This is a genomic window from Plantactinospora sp. KLBMP9567 (assembly GCF_033446045.1).
Lineage (GTDB): Bacteria > Actinomycetota > Actinomycetes > Mycobacteriales > Micromonosporaceae > Plantactinospora.
The window spans coordinates 1-17,247 of the sequence record NZ_JAWQRR010000014.1 but is presented as its reverse complement, the minus strand read 5'-3'; the positions used below and the strand labels follow the sequence as shown (position 1 = coordinate 17,247).

Annotated in this window: 5 protein-coding genes; 1 reads left to right on the top strand and 4 read right to left on the bottom strand. The window is 72.8% G+C overall.

The window, feature by feature from the left end; all coding sequences use genetic code 11:
• Positions 1-22: 22 nt before the first annotated feature.
• The 4 genes from R6Y94_RS10900 to R6Y94_RS10885 all read right to left on the bottom strand — a co-directional run bounded on the left by R6Y94_RS10900 (position 23) and on the right by R6Y94_RS10885 (position 14,932).
• A complete protein-coding gene (locus R6Y94_RS10900; protein WP_318395694.1) occupies positions 23-4,495 on the bottom strand; it encodes a beta-ketoacyl synthase N-terminal-like domain-containing protein in 4,473 nt (1,490 codons plus the stop codon).
• Between the two features lie 2 nt (positions 4,496-4,497).
• Positions 4,498-11,238: an SDR family oxidoreductase gene (locus R6Y94_RS10895; RefSeq protein ID WP_318395693.1), complete on the bottom strand. Its 6,741-nt coding sequence runs from the start codon at positions 11,236-11,238 to the stop codon at positions 4,498-4,500.
• A 317-nt stretch (positions 11,239-11,555) separates the two neighbouring features.
• Entirely contained in the window at positions 11,556-12,719 is a 1,164-nt protein-coding gene (locus tag R6Y94_RS10890) for a hypothetical protein (protein WP_318395692.1), read from the bottom strand.
• 590 nt (positions 12,720-13,309) lie between these two features.
• Complete coding sequence (locus tag R6Y94_RS10885; protein ID WP_318395691.1) at positions 13,310-14,932, bottom strand: sigma-70 family RNA polymerase sigma factor; 1,623 nt, start codon at positions 14,930-14,932, stop codon at positions 13,310-13,312.
• A 718-nt stretch (positions 14,933-15,650) separates the two neighbouring features.
• Here R6Y94_RS10885 and R6Y94_RS10880 point away from each other — a divergent pair.
• The gene (locus R6Y94_RS10880) at positions 15,651-17,087 is read left to right on the top strand and encodes a non-reducing end alpha-L-arabinofuranosidase family hydrolase (RefSeq protein ID WP_318395690.1); all 1,437 of its coding nucleotides are present in this window, start codon (positions 15,651-15,653) and stop codon (positions 17,085-17,087) included.
• The last annotated feature ends 160 nt before the right edge of the window (positions 17,088-17,247 follow it).

Below are 17,247 nucleotides of genomic sequence, written 5' to 3'. Positions count from 1 at the left end.
CCCCCTGTCGTTGGCTCGTCCGTCATCCCGACACCGGCCCCCAGGTCCAGCTCACGACGTAGCGCCGCGCCGGAAGGTCGTCGGGGTTGGTCACCGTCCGGTGGCCGACCCGGTAGGTGCGGCCCGAGACGGCGATCGTGGTCTCGTCGGGCGTGGCCGCCACGACGGTGCACCGGTCCGCGGTGCCGTCCGGACCGGTACCCTCCGCCCTGGCCACCGCCTCCTTGGCCGTCCGGGCCCGGGCCAGCCAGGTGGCCCGGTCCCCCGTCGCCACCACGGCCTCCCGCAGCGCGGACTCTGCCTCGTCGAACCCGGCGGTACCCTGCGGCGGCTCGACGATCTCGGCGACGTCGATGCCCAGCCCCGGGCCGCCGGGTGATGCCGTCCCGGCGCGTGGCCGGGCGATCGCCACCGCCATCTCGGCGCAGTGCGCCAGCGACACGTCGCACTCGGGCATGCCCCGGCCCGGTCGCGGGTCCACCCAGGACCGCCCGTCCGGCTCGTCGCGGACGGTCAGCTCGATCGGGTACACGTCGACGTGGCCGTCCTCCCACAGGCGGAACCGGACCGCGTCCTTGGCCGCGATCCGGCCGAGCAGCCAGCGCTTACGGGTCGCGGGGGGCTGCCGCTCGAACTCGGCGTACGCGGCGCCGCCGAGAATGCCGCGGGCGGCCATCGCGAGCGTCACCGGGTCGGTCCAGGCGTCGAAGGCCATGGCCCAGCCCTCCGGCTGCCGCTGCGACATCGGGTACCGCTCCGGGAAGCGCTCCGCCGGGCGGGCCGAGGGGTGGCTGTCGAAGCGCCGGTCGACCGCGCCCTCGATCACGGCGTAGACCCGGTCGCCGTCGACGAGCTGGGTGTCCGCCACGAGCTGGGTGTCGTCGATGGAGCGGACCCGGGCGACGCAGGTGAACGCCTTTCCGGCCGGCGGCGGTGGGCCGAAGAACCGGACCCGGCCCAGCGCCACCGGCAGCGCCACGGTGCGCCACGGCTGGGTGGTGATCAGCCAGTTGCCGATGAGCTGGAGCGCGTTGTCCAGCAGCGCGCCGGGCGGCGACGGGGTGGTCACCACGCCCCGCACGTGCATGTCGCCGAGCGCGTGCACCTCGCTGACGCCCTGGAACATCGGCCCGTGGAACATCAGCCGCTCGGCGTACATCTGCGCGGCGCTGACCGTGGGCGGCCGTTCGGTGCCCGGGTCGTGGCGCAGCGGCGGGGGCGGGTCCGTGGGATAACCGTCGGCCACCTCCACCACGGCCCTGGCGAACGCGCCGAACGAGACCGCGTACCGGCCGGGGCCGTCCGGCTGGACGGTGACCTCGACGTCCTGCGGGGGTGCGGCGATCACCCAGCGGTGGAATCGGGCGTCGCGGACCGCGACCGCTCGTACGCCGGGCGCCGCCCGCTCCACCGCGTCCATCATGTGCTGCACGACGGTGGTCGCCGGTACGACCGGCCAACGGTCCTCCGGGTGCGGCCAGTCGTCGGGCTGGACGAAGAAGCAGTGGTGTCGCAGGTACGGCATGTCGTCCAGGGACACCCGGAGGGTCTCCCGGTACGACGATGTCCGGCTCGCGGCGTCCAGGACGCTGACCGCACTGTGTGCCGTGTCCTTCAGCAGCGCGGCCAGCTCGGCGGCGGCGCTCGAACCCCCGGCCAGCCGTTCGAGGGTGCTGAGCACGTCCGCCCCGCCGGACGTGGCGGCGCTGTCGTCGGAGGCACCGACCTGCCCGGTGCGGTGTCCGGCGACGCCCAGCAGGCCGTTCGCGGCGGGGCCGAGCCGCACCAGCGGTCCGCCGAGGTCGAGCCGGACCGGCGCGCCGCGACGTACCGGCGGGTTGCCCGCCGCCGGCCCGGCACCGGGGGCGGGCGGGGTCGGCCGGGTACCGGACGCGGAGCCTGCCGGCGCGGACGGGAGCGCGGTCAGATCCGGGTCGGCGCCCTCCACCCACAGCGCGGTGGCCACCCGGCGGAGCTGGGCCAGCCCGGTCCGGGCCGGCACGTTGACCGGCATCGCGAGGTGATCGCGCCCGCGCAGGTTCTCCGCGATGACCGAGCTGAGTTGTCCGACTCCGACCTGTAGGAAGACCCGGATTCCGGCGTCGTGCATGGCCTCGACGGTGGCCCGGAACCGGACCGGTTCGATCATGTGTCGGGTGAACAGCGCCGACACCTCGGCCGGATCCGACGGGTACGGCGCGGCGATGGTCGCCGACCAGACCGGGCGGGACGGGGTACCCACCTCCCAGCGGCGCAACGCCGCGCCGATCGCCTCCAGTCCGGGCGCGAACGCCGGGGTGTGGAACGCCGACCGGAACGGCAGTGGCTGGCAGATGACGTGGTTACGGCGCAGCTCGGCGACGAGCCGCTGCACCTGCGCCTCCGGCCCGTTGACCACGCACTGGCTGGGCGCGTTGTCGTGCGAGATCCGTACGCCCGGGTAGTCGCGGAGCAGCGGTTCCACCTGCTCGACGCCGGCACCGACGTACGCGAAGAGGTAGTCGGCCAGCTCGACCGCGTCGGCGTTGAACAGGGCCAGGAACTCCTCGACGGACGCGGTGCTCATCTGCCCGGTGGTCGCCGCCGCCGCCCACTCGCCCAGGCTGTGCCCGGCGACCGCGTCGGGTACCACGCCGACGCGCCGCAGGGCCGCGTCGAGCAGCCGGCCCACCTCGATCACGCAGACCCCGTGCTGGCCGAGATCCGGTACCGACCAGTCCCGGTCGGGGAGACCGAAGTGTGCCGCCACGTCGTCCACCCGAGGGGTGAACTCCGCCTCCAGGCCGGGGAAGACGAACGCGAGCTGCCCCGGGGTCGGGCCGGACAGCAGCGGTTCCGGACTGAACCAGACGTCGCGACCGCCACGCCACGCCCGGCCCAGCGCGACCGCGCGCCGGGCGGTGCCGAGCCGGTCGGCCGTGGGGCCGACGATCCCGATCCGGCACCGCTGCCCGGCGGGGCCGGCGGCGGCCAGGGCGCGGACCCCGGCGTCGTCGGCGTCGAGCAGCCGGCGCAGCGCCGCCGGGTCGGGTGCGGCCAGCCGGAGTACCTGCTCCGGCTCCTCGACGGTCACCGTGGCCGGGGACGTGCGGCGCCGCAGCGGCGGGTCCGGTGGTTGCTCGACGATGATGTGCGCGTTGATGCCGCCGAAGCCGAACGCGTTCACGCCGGCCCGGCGCGGGCCGGTGCCCTCCCACGGAGCCGCCGTCGGCAGCGGCCGGAACCGCGTCCGTTCCAGCTCGGGCCGGGGACGGTCGCAGTGCAGCGTGGGCAGCAGCACGCCACGGTGTACGGCCAGCACCGCCTTGACCAGCCCGGCGACCCCGGCGGCCGGCATGGTGTGGCCGATCATCGATTTCACGGATCCGATCACCGGCCGGGTTCCGCCCCGGTCCGGGCCGAACACCTCGGCCACGGTGGCCAGTTCCGCCGCGTCGCCGGTCGGAGTACCCGTGCCGTGCGCCTCCAGCATCGCCAGCGCGTCCGAAGCGGTCGGGTCCAGCCCGGCCGCCTGCCAGGCCCGCCGGATGGCGAGTACCTGGCCGGAGGTGGCCGGGTTGAACATGCTGGCCGACCGGCCGTCGCTGGACACCCCGATGCCCCTGACCACGGCGTAGACCCGGTCACCGTCCCGGACCGCGTCGGCCATCCGCTTGAGCACCACGATGCCGGTGCCCTCGCCGATCAGGAGCCCGTCGGCGTCCCGGTCGAACGGCCGGATCTCGCCGCGCCGGGACAGCGCCCGGAGCTGGCTGAAAACCGACCAGAAACTGATGTCGTGCACGTGGTGCACACCGCCGGCCAGCACCACGTCCAGCCGCCCGCGGTACAGCTCGCCGATCGCCTGGTCCACCGCGATCAGCGAGGAGGCACAGGCGGCGTCGAGGGTGTACGCGGCGCCACGGAAGTTGAACCGGTTGGCGATCCGCGACGCGGTCAGGTTGGGGACGAGCCCGATCGTGCCCTCCGGCTGGTGCGGCCCGAGCCGCTCGTCGAAGAGCTGCCGCACCAGGTCCAGCCGGCCGGGCTCCAGGTCGGGCAGCAGCTCACGGAGTGCCAGGGTCACCTGGCTGGACATCCGTACCCGCTGGGCGTAGCGGGCCTGTGCCGGGCTGAGGATGCCACCTCGGCCGAGAATCACCCCGACCCGGTCGCCGTCGGGGAGCCGGTCGAACCCGCCGGCATCCTCGATCGCCGCGGCGGCGACGTCCAGCGCGATCAACTGGTCCGGTTCGATGTCCGGGACCGACGCGGGCATGAGGCCGTAGCGCAGCGGCTCGAACGTGGCGAGTTCGTCGACGAACCCGCCGCGCCGGCAGTACAGCCGGTCCGGCCGGTGCGCCTGGTCGGGGTCGAAGAACTCCGCGTCCCACTTGTTCGTCGGCACGTCGGTGATGGCGTCCACCCCGTCGACCAGGTTGCGCCAGTAGTCCTCCAGGGTCCGCGCCCGGGGCATCAGCACGGCCATCCCGACGATGGCGATCGGCCCGGTCACGGCTACCAGCCCGAGGCGGTGTAGACGACCGAGCCGACGGTGGCGTCGCCCCAGGCCAGCTCGCGCAGCAGGCTGAGCACGCCCTCCTCGCGGTCGATCAGCGCGATGCCGCGGCGGGCGTACTCCTGGCTCAGCTCGGCCGTCACCATGCCACGGTGCCCCGCCACCGGCGCCCACGGTCCCCAGTGCACGGTCAGGCAGCGGATGCCGGTACGGGCCGCCCACCGCCCGCCGGCCGTGGCCATCGCGTCGTTCGCGGCCGCGTAGTCGCCCTGGCCGCGACTGCCGAAGGCCGCGGCGATGCTGCCGTAGAGGGCCACGAACCGGGGCGCCCGGGGCAGGTCCTCCAGGGCCTCCAGCACACCGTGCACACCGTCCACCTTGGTGCCGAACACGCGGGCGAAAGACTCCGGGGACTTGTCCGCCAGCAGCTTGTCCTCGATGATCCCGGCGGCGAAGACCACGCCGTCGATCCGGCCGTACTCGCTCTGGATCTCCTTCAGCAGCCGGTGGGTCGCCTCCTGGTCACGCACGTCCAGGGTGTGGTAGCGCACCTCGCTGCCGAGATCACGCAGTTCGCGGACGGTGGCCTCGACCTCGCGTCCGGTGATGATGCCCTGCGCCATCCGGTCGATCTCGGCCGGTGAGCGCAGGCCGCGCCGGGACAGCGCCGCACGTACCCCGGCGAGGTCGGCGGCGCCGGCCGTGTCGGGCTCCTCGGGATGGTCCGGCGGCGAGGTGCGGCCGACCAACTGGAGGTGGCAGCGGGTGGCGGACGCGAGCAGCCGGGCGAACGACGCCGTGATGCCCTGCGCACCGCCGATCAGGACCACCACCGAGTCGCTGCCGAGACCGAGCGCCCGCGCCTCCGCCACCCCGTCGGCCGCCGGCCCGGCGCCCCCGCCGGACGGGCCGGGCAGTGGTTCCCCGACCAGGTCCACGGTGTACCGGGCGCCGTCGTCCCGGCAGACCACCGGCACCTGCCCGCCGAGCAGGATCTCCTCGACCAGTTCGGCGGCGAGCCGCTCGGCCGGCGCCGAGCCGTCCATCTCTACCAGCCGCGCCGACACCGCCGGGTACTCCCGGTTGATCGTCCGGAACAGACCCGGCAGGCCGTCGGCCCGGGTCCCGCCGGCCGCGGCGGCGGCCAGCAGCCAGCGGGGACCGGCGGCCAGGGCCTGCTTGACCAGCGGGAAGACCGCCGGCAGCAACTGCCACCCGGCGGTGGTCAGGCCGTCGAGCACGACCAGCCCGTCCAGCTTGCCGGCCGCAGCCAGCTCGTCCGCCGGGAGCGGCCGGTCCTCCTCCAGCGTTGCGGTCCGCGCGGTCGCACCACGCTCGCGGAGCAATTCCACCACCCGGTCCGGTACCGGCCCGGCACCGGTGACCAGGAAGGTAGCGCCCGACAGGTCGCTGTCCGCCGCCCCCGCCGGTTCCGTCAGGGCCAGCCGGCGGGCCACCATCCGGGTCGGCGCCGCGATCGGATGGTCGGGGCCGGTCCGCTCCGCCGCCTGCGGGGAGCGCGGCGACGCCGGTGGTTCCGGCGCCCGCAGGGACGGGCCACCCGCCGGTGCGGTGGCGGCGACCTTCTCGGTCAACCACTCCACCATGGCGCGGACCGTGCGCGCCTTGACCAGGTCCTCGAGCGCGGCCTGGTCACCGCCGGCCACCGGCAGCCGCAGCCGGGTGGCGACCTCTCCGGCGACCTCGGCGCGCTTGATCGAGTCGATGCTCAGGTCGGCCTCCAGGTCGAGGTCGAGGCCGACCAGGTCGACCGGGTAGCCGGTGCGTTCGCTGATGACCGCGAGCACTGCTCCCTGGAAGTCCAGCTCGACCGGGGGTGCCGCCTCGAGCGGCTCCGGTGCGGGTTCGGTCGGCGCCGGTACGGCGACCGCCGGCGATGCCGCCAGCTCCGCCTGGGCGGGCTGCCAGACCAGCCGGCCGGTGTTCCCCGGCGCCCCGTCCGAGAGGTACGCGAGCATGACGTCGCGCTGCGAGGCGATCAGCTCGCGGGCCGTCCTGAGATATTCGGCGACCAGATCGTCCCGTCCGCCAGCCGCTGTGGTCATCTGCAACTCCTCGACGCGTCGGGGTGGTCTCATGCCACCGGGCAGGCAGTCGCCGTTGGCGTCCCGGACGAGCTGACCGTCGACCGTCCAGATCGGCCGGGCCGGGGACCCGTGCTCCGGGACACCGTCCGCGTCCCGCCCCCGGAACAGCCAGCCGGTCTGCACCGGTACGCCCGCACAGGCCAGCTCGGCGAGCGCGAGCAGGAAAGCCCGCAGCCCCGCACCTGGCGCACCGTCACACGCGACGGCCAGGTGCGGGCGGTCGCCCAGCACCGCACCGACCAGCCGGGTGAGCGCCTGACCCGGACCGGTCTCGACGAAGGTCCGCACCCCGCTGGCGTACATCGCCTCGATCTGGTCCACGAACCGCACCGACGCGCCGACCTGCGCGGACAGTTCGCGCCGGATCCCGTCGGGGTCGTCCGGGTAGCGCCCGGCGGTCCGGTTGGCCCAGACCGGAATCGCCGGCCTCGCCACCGGGGTCCGGGCCAGCACCTCGGCCAGCCGCTGGCCGGCCCCGGCGACCAGCGGACTGTGGAACGCGCACCCGACCTGGAGACCCCGGGCCGACAGTCCGGCATCGGTCAACGTCGCGACCGCGGCCTGGATGGCCGGGCCGGGTCCGGAGATCACGACCTGGTCCGGCGCGTTGTGGTTGGCCACGACCACGTCGTCGACGGCACCGTCGGCGAGTATGTCGCCGACCTGCCGGGCGGTCCCCGCGACCGCGGCCATCGTGCCCGGGTCGGCACCGGCGGCAGCCAGGATGGCGTCCGCCCGCTCCCGGCTGAGGTCCAGCAGGGTCTGCTCGTCGAAGGCGCCGGCCACGCAGAGCGCGACCAGCTCGCCGTAGCTGTGCCCGGCGGCGGCGTCCGGCTGGACGCCGAGCCGGCGTAGCAGATGGTCGACGGCGAGACCGCAGATGCCGAGGATCGGCTGCGCGGCACGGGTGTCCCGGACCCGGTCCGAGAGCTCGCGCCGGGCCGGCTCGCCGAACGCGCTGGGCGGGCAGAGCAGCCGGGACAGCTCTCCGCCGAGGTGAAGGTAGCGCCGTAGCTCGGGAAAGCTCACGAACAGGTCGGCCAACGCACCCGGCCGCTGGCTGCCCTGCCCGGGAAACAGGAAGGCCAGCGTGCCTCCGGTGGGCGGTCGGGACGGCTGGACCAGGCCGCTCCTCGGGTCGTGCTCACCGGCCAGCGCACGCCGCAGCAGGGTCGCCAGCTCGTCCAGGTCACGGGCGACGACCGCGACCTGGACCGGCCCGCGCCGGCAGTCGGACTCCCGGGCCAGCCGGGCGGCCAGGTCGCGCAGCCGGACGGCGGGTACCCGCGGCGCGGCCAGCTCGCCCGCCAGTGCCGACACCGAACGGTGTGCCGCGGACCGGTCTGCGCCGCGGAAGCAGAAGAGCTCCGCAGGCCACTCGTGCCGGGTGTGACGCGGCGGCACCGTGCCGGCGTGACCGCTGAGTACGGCGTGGTAGTTGGTGCCGCCGAAGCCGAAGGCGCTCACCCCGGCCAGTCGATCCGCTGGGGCCGCCAGCCATGGACGCGACTCGGTGTAGAACGCGAACGGGCTCAGCTCGGGCTGCCAGGCCGGGTTGGGCCGGCTCAGGTTGATCGTGGGCGGACGGACTCCGTGGTGGAGCGAGAGGGCGACCTTGATCACGCCGGCCAGACCGGCGGCGCACTTGGTGTGCCCGATCTGTGACTTCACCGAGCCCAGTGCGCACTCTCCGGCCGCTGCACCCGCGTCCGTGAAGAGCCTGGTGAGGGTCTCCAGCTCGGTACGGTCGCCGACGACCGTGCCGGTACCGTGCGCCTCCACCAGCCCCACCCGGCTCGGCGCGACCCCGGCGCTGCGGTACGCCCGGTCCAGCGCCCGCCGCTGGCCCTCCGCACGCGGAGCGGTGAGGCCGAGCGCCCGACCGTCGCTCGATGCGCCGACGCCCTTGATCACCGCGTAGATGCGGTCGTGGTCGCGCTCGGCGTCGGCCAGCCGCCGCAGCACCACGCAGGCCACTCCCTCCCCCAACGCGATCCCGTCTCCGGAGCTGTCGAAGGTGCGGCAGTGCCCGGTCGGGGAGAGCGCGTGGGCCGAGGTGAACATCAGGAAGTCGTTGATGCCGTTGTGCAGGTCGGCCGCGCCGCAGACCATCACGTCGCTGTCGCCGGTCAGCAGTTCCTTGCAGGCCGCGTCGAGCGCGGCCAGCGAGGATGCGCAGGCGGCGTCGACGGTGAGGTTCGGCCCGCCCAGGTCCAGCCGGTTGGCGACCCGGCCGGCGATGACGTTCGCCAGTACGCCGGGGAAGGAGTCCTCGGTCACCGTCGGGAGCTGACCCTCCAGCCCGGCAGGCACCTCACCCAGATAGCCGGGGAGCATGGTACGCAGCGTCTGCGCGTGCCCCATGTCGCTGCCGGCCTCGGCACCGAAGACCACCCCGATCCGGGAGCGGTCCACGGTGGACGACTCCGGCGGGTATCCCGCGTCGAGCAAGGCCCGGTGCGCGACCTCCAACGCCAGCAGTTGGGTCGGGTCGATGCTGCCCAGCGCGGCCGGCGGGATGCCGTACCGGATCGCGTCGAAGGGTACCGGCCGGAGGAAGCCGCCCCACTTGGACACGGTGTACCGGCCGGCCTGCTCGGGGCCAACCTCGGGCCGGTAGTAGGTGTCGACGTCCCACCGCTGTGCGGGTACCTCGGTGATCGCGTCCTCGGCGTCGAGGATCGTCCGCCAGAAACCGGCCAGGTCGGGCGACCCGGGGAACACGCAGGCCATGCCGACGATCGCGATGTCCAGCGGTGCGGGTTGCCGTGCCCGCCCGGCCGGCTCCGAGCTACCGAGTCCGGCGCGCAGCGTGCGGGTCCGCTCGCGGTGGAAGGCGGCCGCGTCACCGGTCACCCCGGCGTGCAGGTCGGCGATGGTGGTCGGCTCGTCGCGCAGCACGGCGACCTGGCCGGCCATGAACAGCCCCTCGGCGGCCTGGGTCTGCTCGTCGACCGCCACCAGGTCGTCGCCGTCGCGGCGGACGCCCTTGCTGGCGAGTCGTAGCCGGCCGACGTTGAGCATTTCCAGGTGCTGCCACACCTGCCGGCTGTCGGCTCCGGCGGCGGACAACTCGGCCTGGAGCCGGTGGAAGTCGTCCACGAACGGGCTGGGCAGGCACCGGGTGGCGTGCCCGGGCGCCGTCTCCAACAGGGCGGTGCCGGTCGCCGCCAACGCCTCGCGCTGGAACCCGGGCCGGATCGCGCCGCACTCGACCGCCTCGCGGGTGAACAGGTAGGCCGTACCCATCAGGACGCCCACCCGCACGCCACGGCGGGCCAGCGGCGCCGCCATGGTCGCGACCATCGCCGCGGACCGCGGGTCGTGCACGCCGCCGGCGAAGAACACCTCCAGCCCGGCGCCGTCGCCGCCCGCGTCGAGGTACTGCTCGATCACCGTGAGCTGGGCCTCCCACAGCGGGAAGCTGGCCCGGGGGCCGACGTGTCCGCCGCACTCCGCACCCTCGAAGACGAACCTGCGGGCACCGGCGGCCAGGAACTGGCGCAGCAGGCCGGGCGAGGGCACGTGCAGGAAGGTCGCGATGCCGTCGGCCTCCAGCACGGTCGCCTGTGCCGGCCTCCCTCCGGCGACGATGACGCAGGTCGGTCGAATCTCCCGGATCACCTCGAGCTGCGCCGCCCGCAGTTCGTCCGGGACGAACCCGAGGATGCCGACCCCCCAGGGACGGTCGCCAAGCGCGGCGGCGGTCTCGCGCAGCAGGCGCCGGGACCGTTCCGCGTCGGCCAGCGCCAGCGCGACGAACGGCAGGCCGCCGCCGTCCGCGACCGCTGCCGCGAACGGCGCCTCGTCGCTGACCCGGGTCATCGGACCCTGTGCCACCGGGAGCCGCACGCCGAGCGCGCGGGCCAGCGGCGCCCCGGAGGCCAGCAGATCGGGGGCGGCGTCGTCGGCGGTGGCGTCGAGGATCGCCGTCCTGACTCCGCGTACCGCGGCAGCGGCGTCCGGCCAGCGGCGGACGAACTCCGACGCCAGTCCACCATCCTGGCCGACCTGGAGCAGGTCGTCGGTGCCAGGTCGGGGCATTCCCCGAGTGTGTCCACGAAGGACGGTTTCCGAGCCGTCCATCCGGCGGATGGCGGCGATGGTGTCGTCCGGCAGGTCGGCCTCGGGCATGAGCGCGAGCTGGCTGTCCAGCACCACGCCGCGGGCACCGCCGATGACGCAGGCCGCGGCGGTGCGCGGGCCGATGCCGCCGCACACCCAGACCGGCAGGTCCAGGGTGTCGTCGGCGAGAATCCGCTGCATCAGGACGAACGAACTGAGTTCACCGACCCGGCCGCCGGCCTCCGAGCCGCGGACGATCAGCCCGTACGCGCCGGCCGTGGCGGCCCGGCGGGCCTCGTCGAGGTCGGTGACCTCGACGAGAACCCGGTGCCGGGCCGCCACCTCCGCCACGGGCCAGGGTGAGTCCGGTGCCACGACGACCGTGCGGAGCCGGCCAGCGGCCGCCCGCTCCACATCGGACAGGGCTGCCTCGCAGCCTGCTGCCACCCGGATCCCGAACGGTACGGAGGAGAGCGACGCGGTCTCGCGCACCGCCCGCAACCCGCGTGTGTTGTCGACAGCCAGGTCGAGTACGCCCAGACCGCCGCCGGCGCCGACGGCGGCCACCAGACGTGGACTGGGTTCGAAGACGGTACCTGGACAGATGGCGACCACTAGCTCATCACTACACACCGCATGCCCCCGAATGGTGTGATTACTTCAACGGCGATCCGCACTAGGTGGACAAAGATCCGCTGCTGAGCTGGCCATCACTTTATGGGCGTCAATATCAATCGGACAAGAGCAGTTGGCGACGCCCCTTCGCCGTTTTGGTGATCTTCCTCAATCCCCAGGCACCTGGGCATTCCCCGTCACGGGCGGGACGCCGCGGAGTATCTGCACCCGCTATGTAACATTTCGCAGATGCCAGGGCAGTCGGCTGCTCACCACGACACGGCGTTCGCCATGACGTGTCGCTGGTCAGGGTCGTAATAGGACAACATGAGCTGGCTCGCCGTACTTAGCTCCGGATGCCCGAAGAACGCGTAGCACCAGGATTCGGCACTCGACGCGCAGTCTGGGATCTGTCGCTCTTCGCCGACGGTCCAGGGGCCGGCCGGAGAACTCGCACGCCAGATCCGGTAGTGACCGCCGAGGCTGGTCTGCTCGATGGCGGCCAGCCCGTCGGAATAGGCGCGAACGTCGAGGAAGAACGGCCGGGCCCCGGACATCACCGAGTCGGCGGCGGTGATGTCGCTGGTCCAGCCGTCGGTGGTCCAGTAGCGGTAGGCCAGCGGGCGGGACCAGGCGGCGACGCCGCGCCACAGCGTGCGGGCCAGTACGGTACGACCGGTGCCGCACGTGCCGAAGCCCGAGTCGTCGCAGTGAAACGCGTAGACGTAGAGGAACCCGTCGTCGGCGAAGATCGGCGAGCCGAACTGCCGCTGCCACGCAAGGTCGTCGGTGGAGCCGGTGGCGAAAACGCGGTGGTGCGCCACGAACGTGTTGCTCGCCGGGTGGTAGAAGCTGATCCCCCAGGCCTGCGTCGTCCACACCCAGTTGCCGCGGACGCAGACGTCGGAGTAGGTGAGGGCGACGAGGTCACTGCCGTCGTACCCGTTGATCAGCCGGGCCGGGCCCCGGGTGGCTCCACTGAGCCACGACGCCGCGTACGAGCTGGTGCCGGCCGTACCGCACGGCCTGCCGTCCGGGAGCACCAGCCCGGTGGGCGTCGGGAGGAACGGGCGCGGGGCATCGGTACGCGGCGGTACCGCCGGCGTGGCGGGCGGGGTGGGCAGTTCACTCAACTGGTCCGGCACCGCCCCTGGGGTGTACGGGCCGGTGGCGGCCGTGGTCCCGCCGATGAAACCGAAGGCCTCACCCGCCGCGTCGAGGAACACGGTGTCACAGAAGAGCCAGAGCGCCTGGCCAGGTTGGTTCGACAGGGCGACGCTGTAGCCGCAGTCCCGTGCGGCGGTGTTACCGGTGGCCGTTTCGTAGTGCGAGGTTACCCGGGCCGGCGGTGCCGCCGTGGCGTTGGCGGACGCCGGGATGCCGGGCCAGAGCGGCAGGATGGCGGCGACGCCGACGACGATCAATCGCTTCACTATGGACTCCTTCCGTTGGGAGGGGCCGATGGTAGTCCAAACAATTGATCACGCTGCCCGTTGATCCGGAAGGCCTCGATCGATATGTCCGCGCCCGACCGGTCGAGCGGAAATGATCTCGTCCGGGTATCCGCGGACACCGCCGGGGGGCCGGTGCGGGCCCACCCCGCACCCGGGTACGCGGACCGGTCGCGTTAACGCTAACAAGGGCCGGCACCGTCGCCTCACCACATCTAGCGGGAATGGATGGAACCACTCGGGCAGACGTCCGCGATATTACGAGACCGCTTCACGCCCTCAAGAGGCAGGCGTCAATGCACACATCCGAACCGGCCTCCCGCACACCCAAACAGATCCTTACGACTCCGACTTCTGGCCGCGGCGACCGATAACACTTTTCACCGAAGAGGATCCGATCCACCACAATCACGAATCTCACACCGTTTTTCTGTTATCGGCGGCGGCACCGGACGGTCGCGACGGCGGCCGGGGCCGCCGAGCGGTCGACCGTCGCACCCCGCCGCACGGCCATCCGCCGAACGGCCGGCGACGTGACCGCCCGGAGCGAGGCCGACGGCGAGGGCGGGGGGTCACCCGGCCAGCGGAGGCCGGGTCCGGAAGGAGGCGTCAGCACGAAAGCCCGGGGTGCCGGTCGACTGGTCCACCCACAGCTGGAGGTTGCGGTGGCGCAGGAACCAGCCGGGGTAGTTGGACGACTCCAGTGACACGGAACCCGGTAGCACGCCCTCGCGCACGCAGAAGGTCGCGTCCCCCCGGAACAGCGGGGTGCCCACGTCCGCGTTCAACCGCACCCGCCAGTTCAGATGCCGCAGGTACCGCCCGTCCTGGGCCCGGAACGAGACACAGCTACTGTCGGCCAGGCCGGGAACCGCCTCGAACGTCGCACGTTGCCGGGCCGTCCCGTCGCTGTCCGGGCCGACCCGGGCCAGTACACCGAGGTCGTCGGTCGTGATGGCGAACAGCCCCACCTGGTTGACCGACTCCATCGACACGCTCCCGGACGGAAACGGCCGGGGTTCGACGCTCGACGGCGTGCCGCCGGCCGGGCTCGGGTGCCGGGGAGTCGGCGTGGTCGCGGGCGATGCCGACGTCGGCGCGACGACGACCGCCGGCACCGACGACGGCACGGTGGCGCCAGGTGCCGATGGCGGCGCGGCGATGCGCACGGGGGGCCGTGGTTCCGGCGCCGGCCAGGTTGCCGTGGTGACCGTGGCACCGGCGACGACGGCACCGGCGGCGACCGCCGCCACGATGGGATGCGCCCCGATCAGCTGACCGAGCTGTCCGACAAGCCCGGCCTTGAGGCTCGCGCCGACCGCCGCGGAACCGCCGACCCCGCTCCCGCCCGAGACGGCCGCCGTCGACAAAGCGCCGACGACCCCGGCCGTCACCGTGTTCTTGCCGGCCAGCGCCGCCGCCAGCGCGGCGGGAACCGGAACCAGCGCGAGGCCCACGAGCAGGCGCTCCAGCGCGACCGGATCCCCGGTACGGCGCTGGCAGATCGGGCAGGACCGGGTGTGCCGGGTAATACGTTTGCGCCACAGCGGGCTCGGCCGGCCGTCCCAGTCGACCAGCACAGCCCTGAGACGGTCGCAGCCGGGGCTGGCGTCCAACGCGGCCACCAGCGTCCGGCTCAGTTCCAGTTGCTGGCGCATCCGCTGGACGCGCACCCCGGCGTGCGCAGCGCCGACGCCGAGCGATTCCGCCAGCTCCGCCCTGCTCAACCTACCCGCGGTCTCCAGCCACCACAGCGACAGCAAGGCCCGGTCCGCCGGATCAAGCCAGCGACTGGCCCGTACCACCTGCCGGCGCTGGTCGGACAGGTCCAGACGCAGCAACGTCAGATCCTCGAAGTCCGCGTCGGCGTCCGGCTCCGCGGCCACCTCGTCCAGGGGTACGGCCCGCTCGGCGGCACGGCGCTGCCGCTGTAGTTGCGTGCTTACCTGGCGCAGCGCGACCGCTAGCAGCCAGGGCCGGAAGCTCTCCGGCGTCCGCAGCATCCGCAGATCGCGCAGGGCGCGGAGCATCGTCTCCTGCACGACGTCGTCGACATCCGGATCGCCGCTCATGGCCCTGCGTACCAGGGTGTACACGATCGGCAGGTAGGCGGCGGTGAGCTCGCCGAGCGCCTGCCGGTCCCCGGTCTGCGCGGCGACGACCAGGCTCGCCTCGTTGGTACGGGTAGCTCGCATATCCCATCGCTGTCGCAGGACCCGGGGTGGTGGTGGATCGGGGCCGGCGTCCTGGACCAGGGGACGGCTCGGCGAGCAGCGGCACGGGTCGAACCGCCACACGCCGAGCGCGTACCTGGCAGTCGCCGCGCCCGTGGTGTGGTGGTTGACTGTGATGGACGGCGGCGGCCGAGTCAAGAACCGGCCGCACCTGTCCGACCACCGGTCGCGAGGCACGACCCCGACCAGAACGCGGAACGCGGAACGCCTTATCCGGGATCCCGGGACGGATTCTCGGACTTTCTCGCTGTCGTTCAGAAACAGGAAGAGGCGATCCGAGGGCGACCGCCTGGTCCATCCTTCGGACGACGCGGCTGCGTTCATTCGACACGCCGGGAATCGCCTCTTGCGGTCCCTGTCCTGATAGCGATATGTTACCGCTCACATCGACGTCGACCCATGGGCACGGGTGCATGCCGCACCCGGGGAGGCACCGGTACCGCCGCGCGGACGCGCCACCGGTCGGGTCACCCGACACGCCAATCACGATCGAGCGGCCGGGCCCGCCCGGTGCCGGTCGCGCACCGTGTGCACCCCGGACCCACCGCCGGCGGTCGCACCGCTCGCGACCCCATCGCGGGCACGACGGCCGCTGGCTGGTACGGAGCCGACGCGGACACGCCCCGCCGTCCCGTGCACCACACGCGGCGGATACCAGCGCGACTGTAAGGAGTCTTCAGTGCGTCAGACAGCCAGACTACGAGCAGGGTTGCTCGTACCGGTCATCGGAATGGTTGCCGCCGCAGCGGCAGCGGTCCTCCCCGCGCACGCCGCTGCGGCCGGCTGCTCGGTGAACTACTCGATATCGTCCCAGTGGTCCGGCGGGTTCGGCGCGAATGTCACCGTGACCAACCTGGGTGACCCGATCAACGGATGGACCCTGACCTGGACGTACAGCGGGGGTCAGCAGGTCACCCAGGCGTGGAACGCGTCGGTCACCCAGAGCGGCGCCCAGGTCACCGCGAGGAACGTCGGCTACAACGGCGCGATCGCCACGAGCGCGAGCGTGTCGTTCGGCTTCAACGGATCGTGGACCGGCAGCAATCCGGTACCCTCGACGTTCGCCCTGAACGGCACGACCTGCACCGGCGGCGTCACCGACCCATCGACCGACCCGCCCACGAACCCGCCGACCGACCCGCCCACGAACCCGCCCACCGGAAGCCTGCCCACCAGCTTCCGGTGGAACTCCAGCGGAGTGTTGGTCGGGCCCAAGAACGACGGTCGCCAGATCGCCGGGATCAAGGACCCCTCGGTCGTCTACCACAACGGCCGGTACCACGTCTTCGCGAGCACGGCGAAGTCCGAGGGCTACAACCTCGTCTACCTCAACTTCACCGACTGGTCGCAGGCCGACAACGCCAGCTTCCACTACCTCGACCAGGCACCGCTCGGCACCGGGTACCGGGCCGCACCACAGGTGTTCTACTACGCACCGCACCGACTGTGGTACCTCGTCTACCAGACCGGTAACGCCTCCTACTCCACCAACCCGGACATCAGCAACCCGAACGGCTGGACCGCGCCACGGCACTTCTACAGCGACATGCCACAGATCATCCGGGACAACATCGGCAACGGCTACTGGGTCGACATGTGGGTCATCTGCGACAGCGCCAACTGCCACCTGTTCTCCTCGGACGACAACGGCCACCTCTACCGGTCACAGACCTCGGTGGCGAACTTCCCCAACGGCATGAACCAGCCGGTGATCACGATGCAGGACGCCGACCGCAACCGGCTCTTCGAAGCCGCCAACGTCTACAAGGTGGCCGGCCAGAATCAGTACCTCCTGATCCACGAGGCGATCGGCAGCGACGGCCGCCGGTGGTTCCGGTCCTGGACCGCACCTGCCATCGCCGGCCCCTGGCAGGCACTGGCCGACACCGAGAGCAACCCCTTCGCCCGCGCCAACAACGTGAACTTCCCCGCCGGCGCCTGGACCCGGGACATCAGCCACGGGGAGATGATCCGCGACCAGGTCGACCAGACCCTCACCATCAGCCCCTGCAACATGCGCTACGCCTACCAGGGCATGGACCCCAACGCCGGAGGCGACTACAACAGCCTCCCCTGGCGCCTCGGCCTACTCACCCAGACCAACTCCACCTGCTGACGGTTGTCCGCTGAGGAAGCCTCCGTACATCCCAGCGGTAAGCGCACAGCCGACCGCAGGTCCGCCGGCGGCCCCGCACCACCATGGGGCGGGGCCGCCGGCCCGCGCACCCGCGTAAGCCGTGAACCGGCTCGTTGACGTGCAGGGGCGCACGCCCACC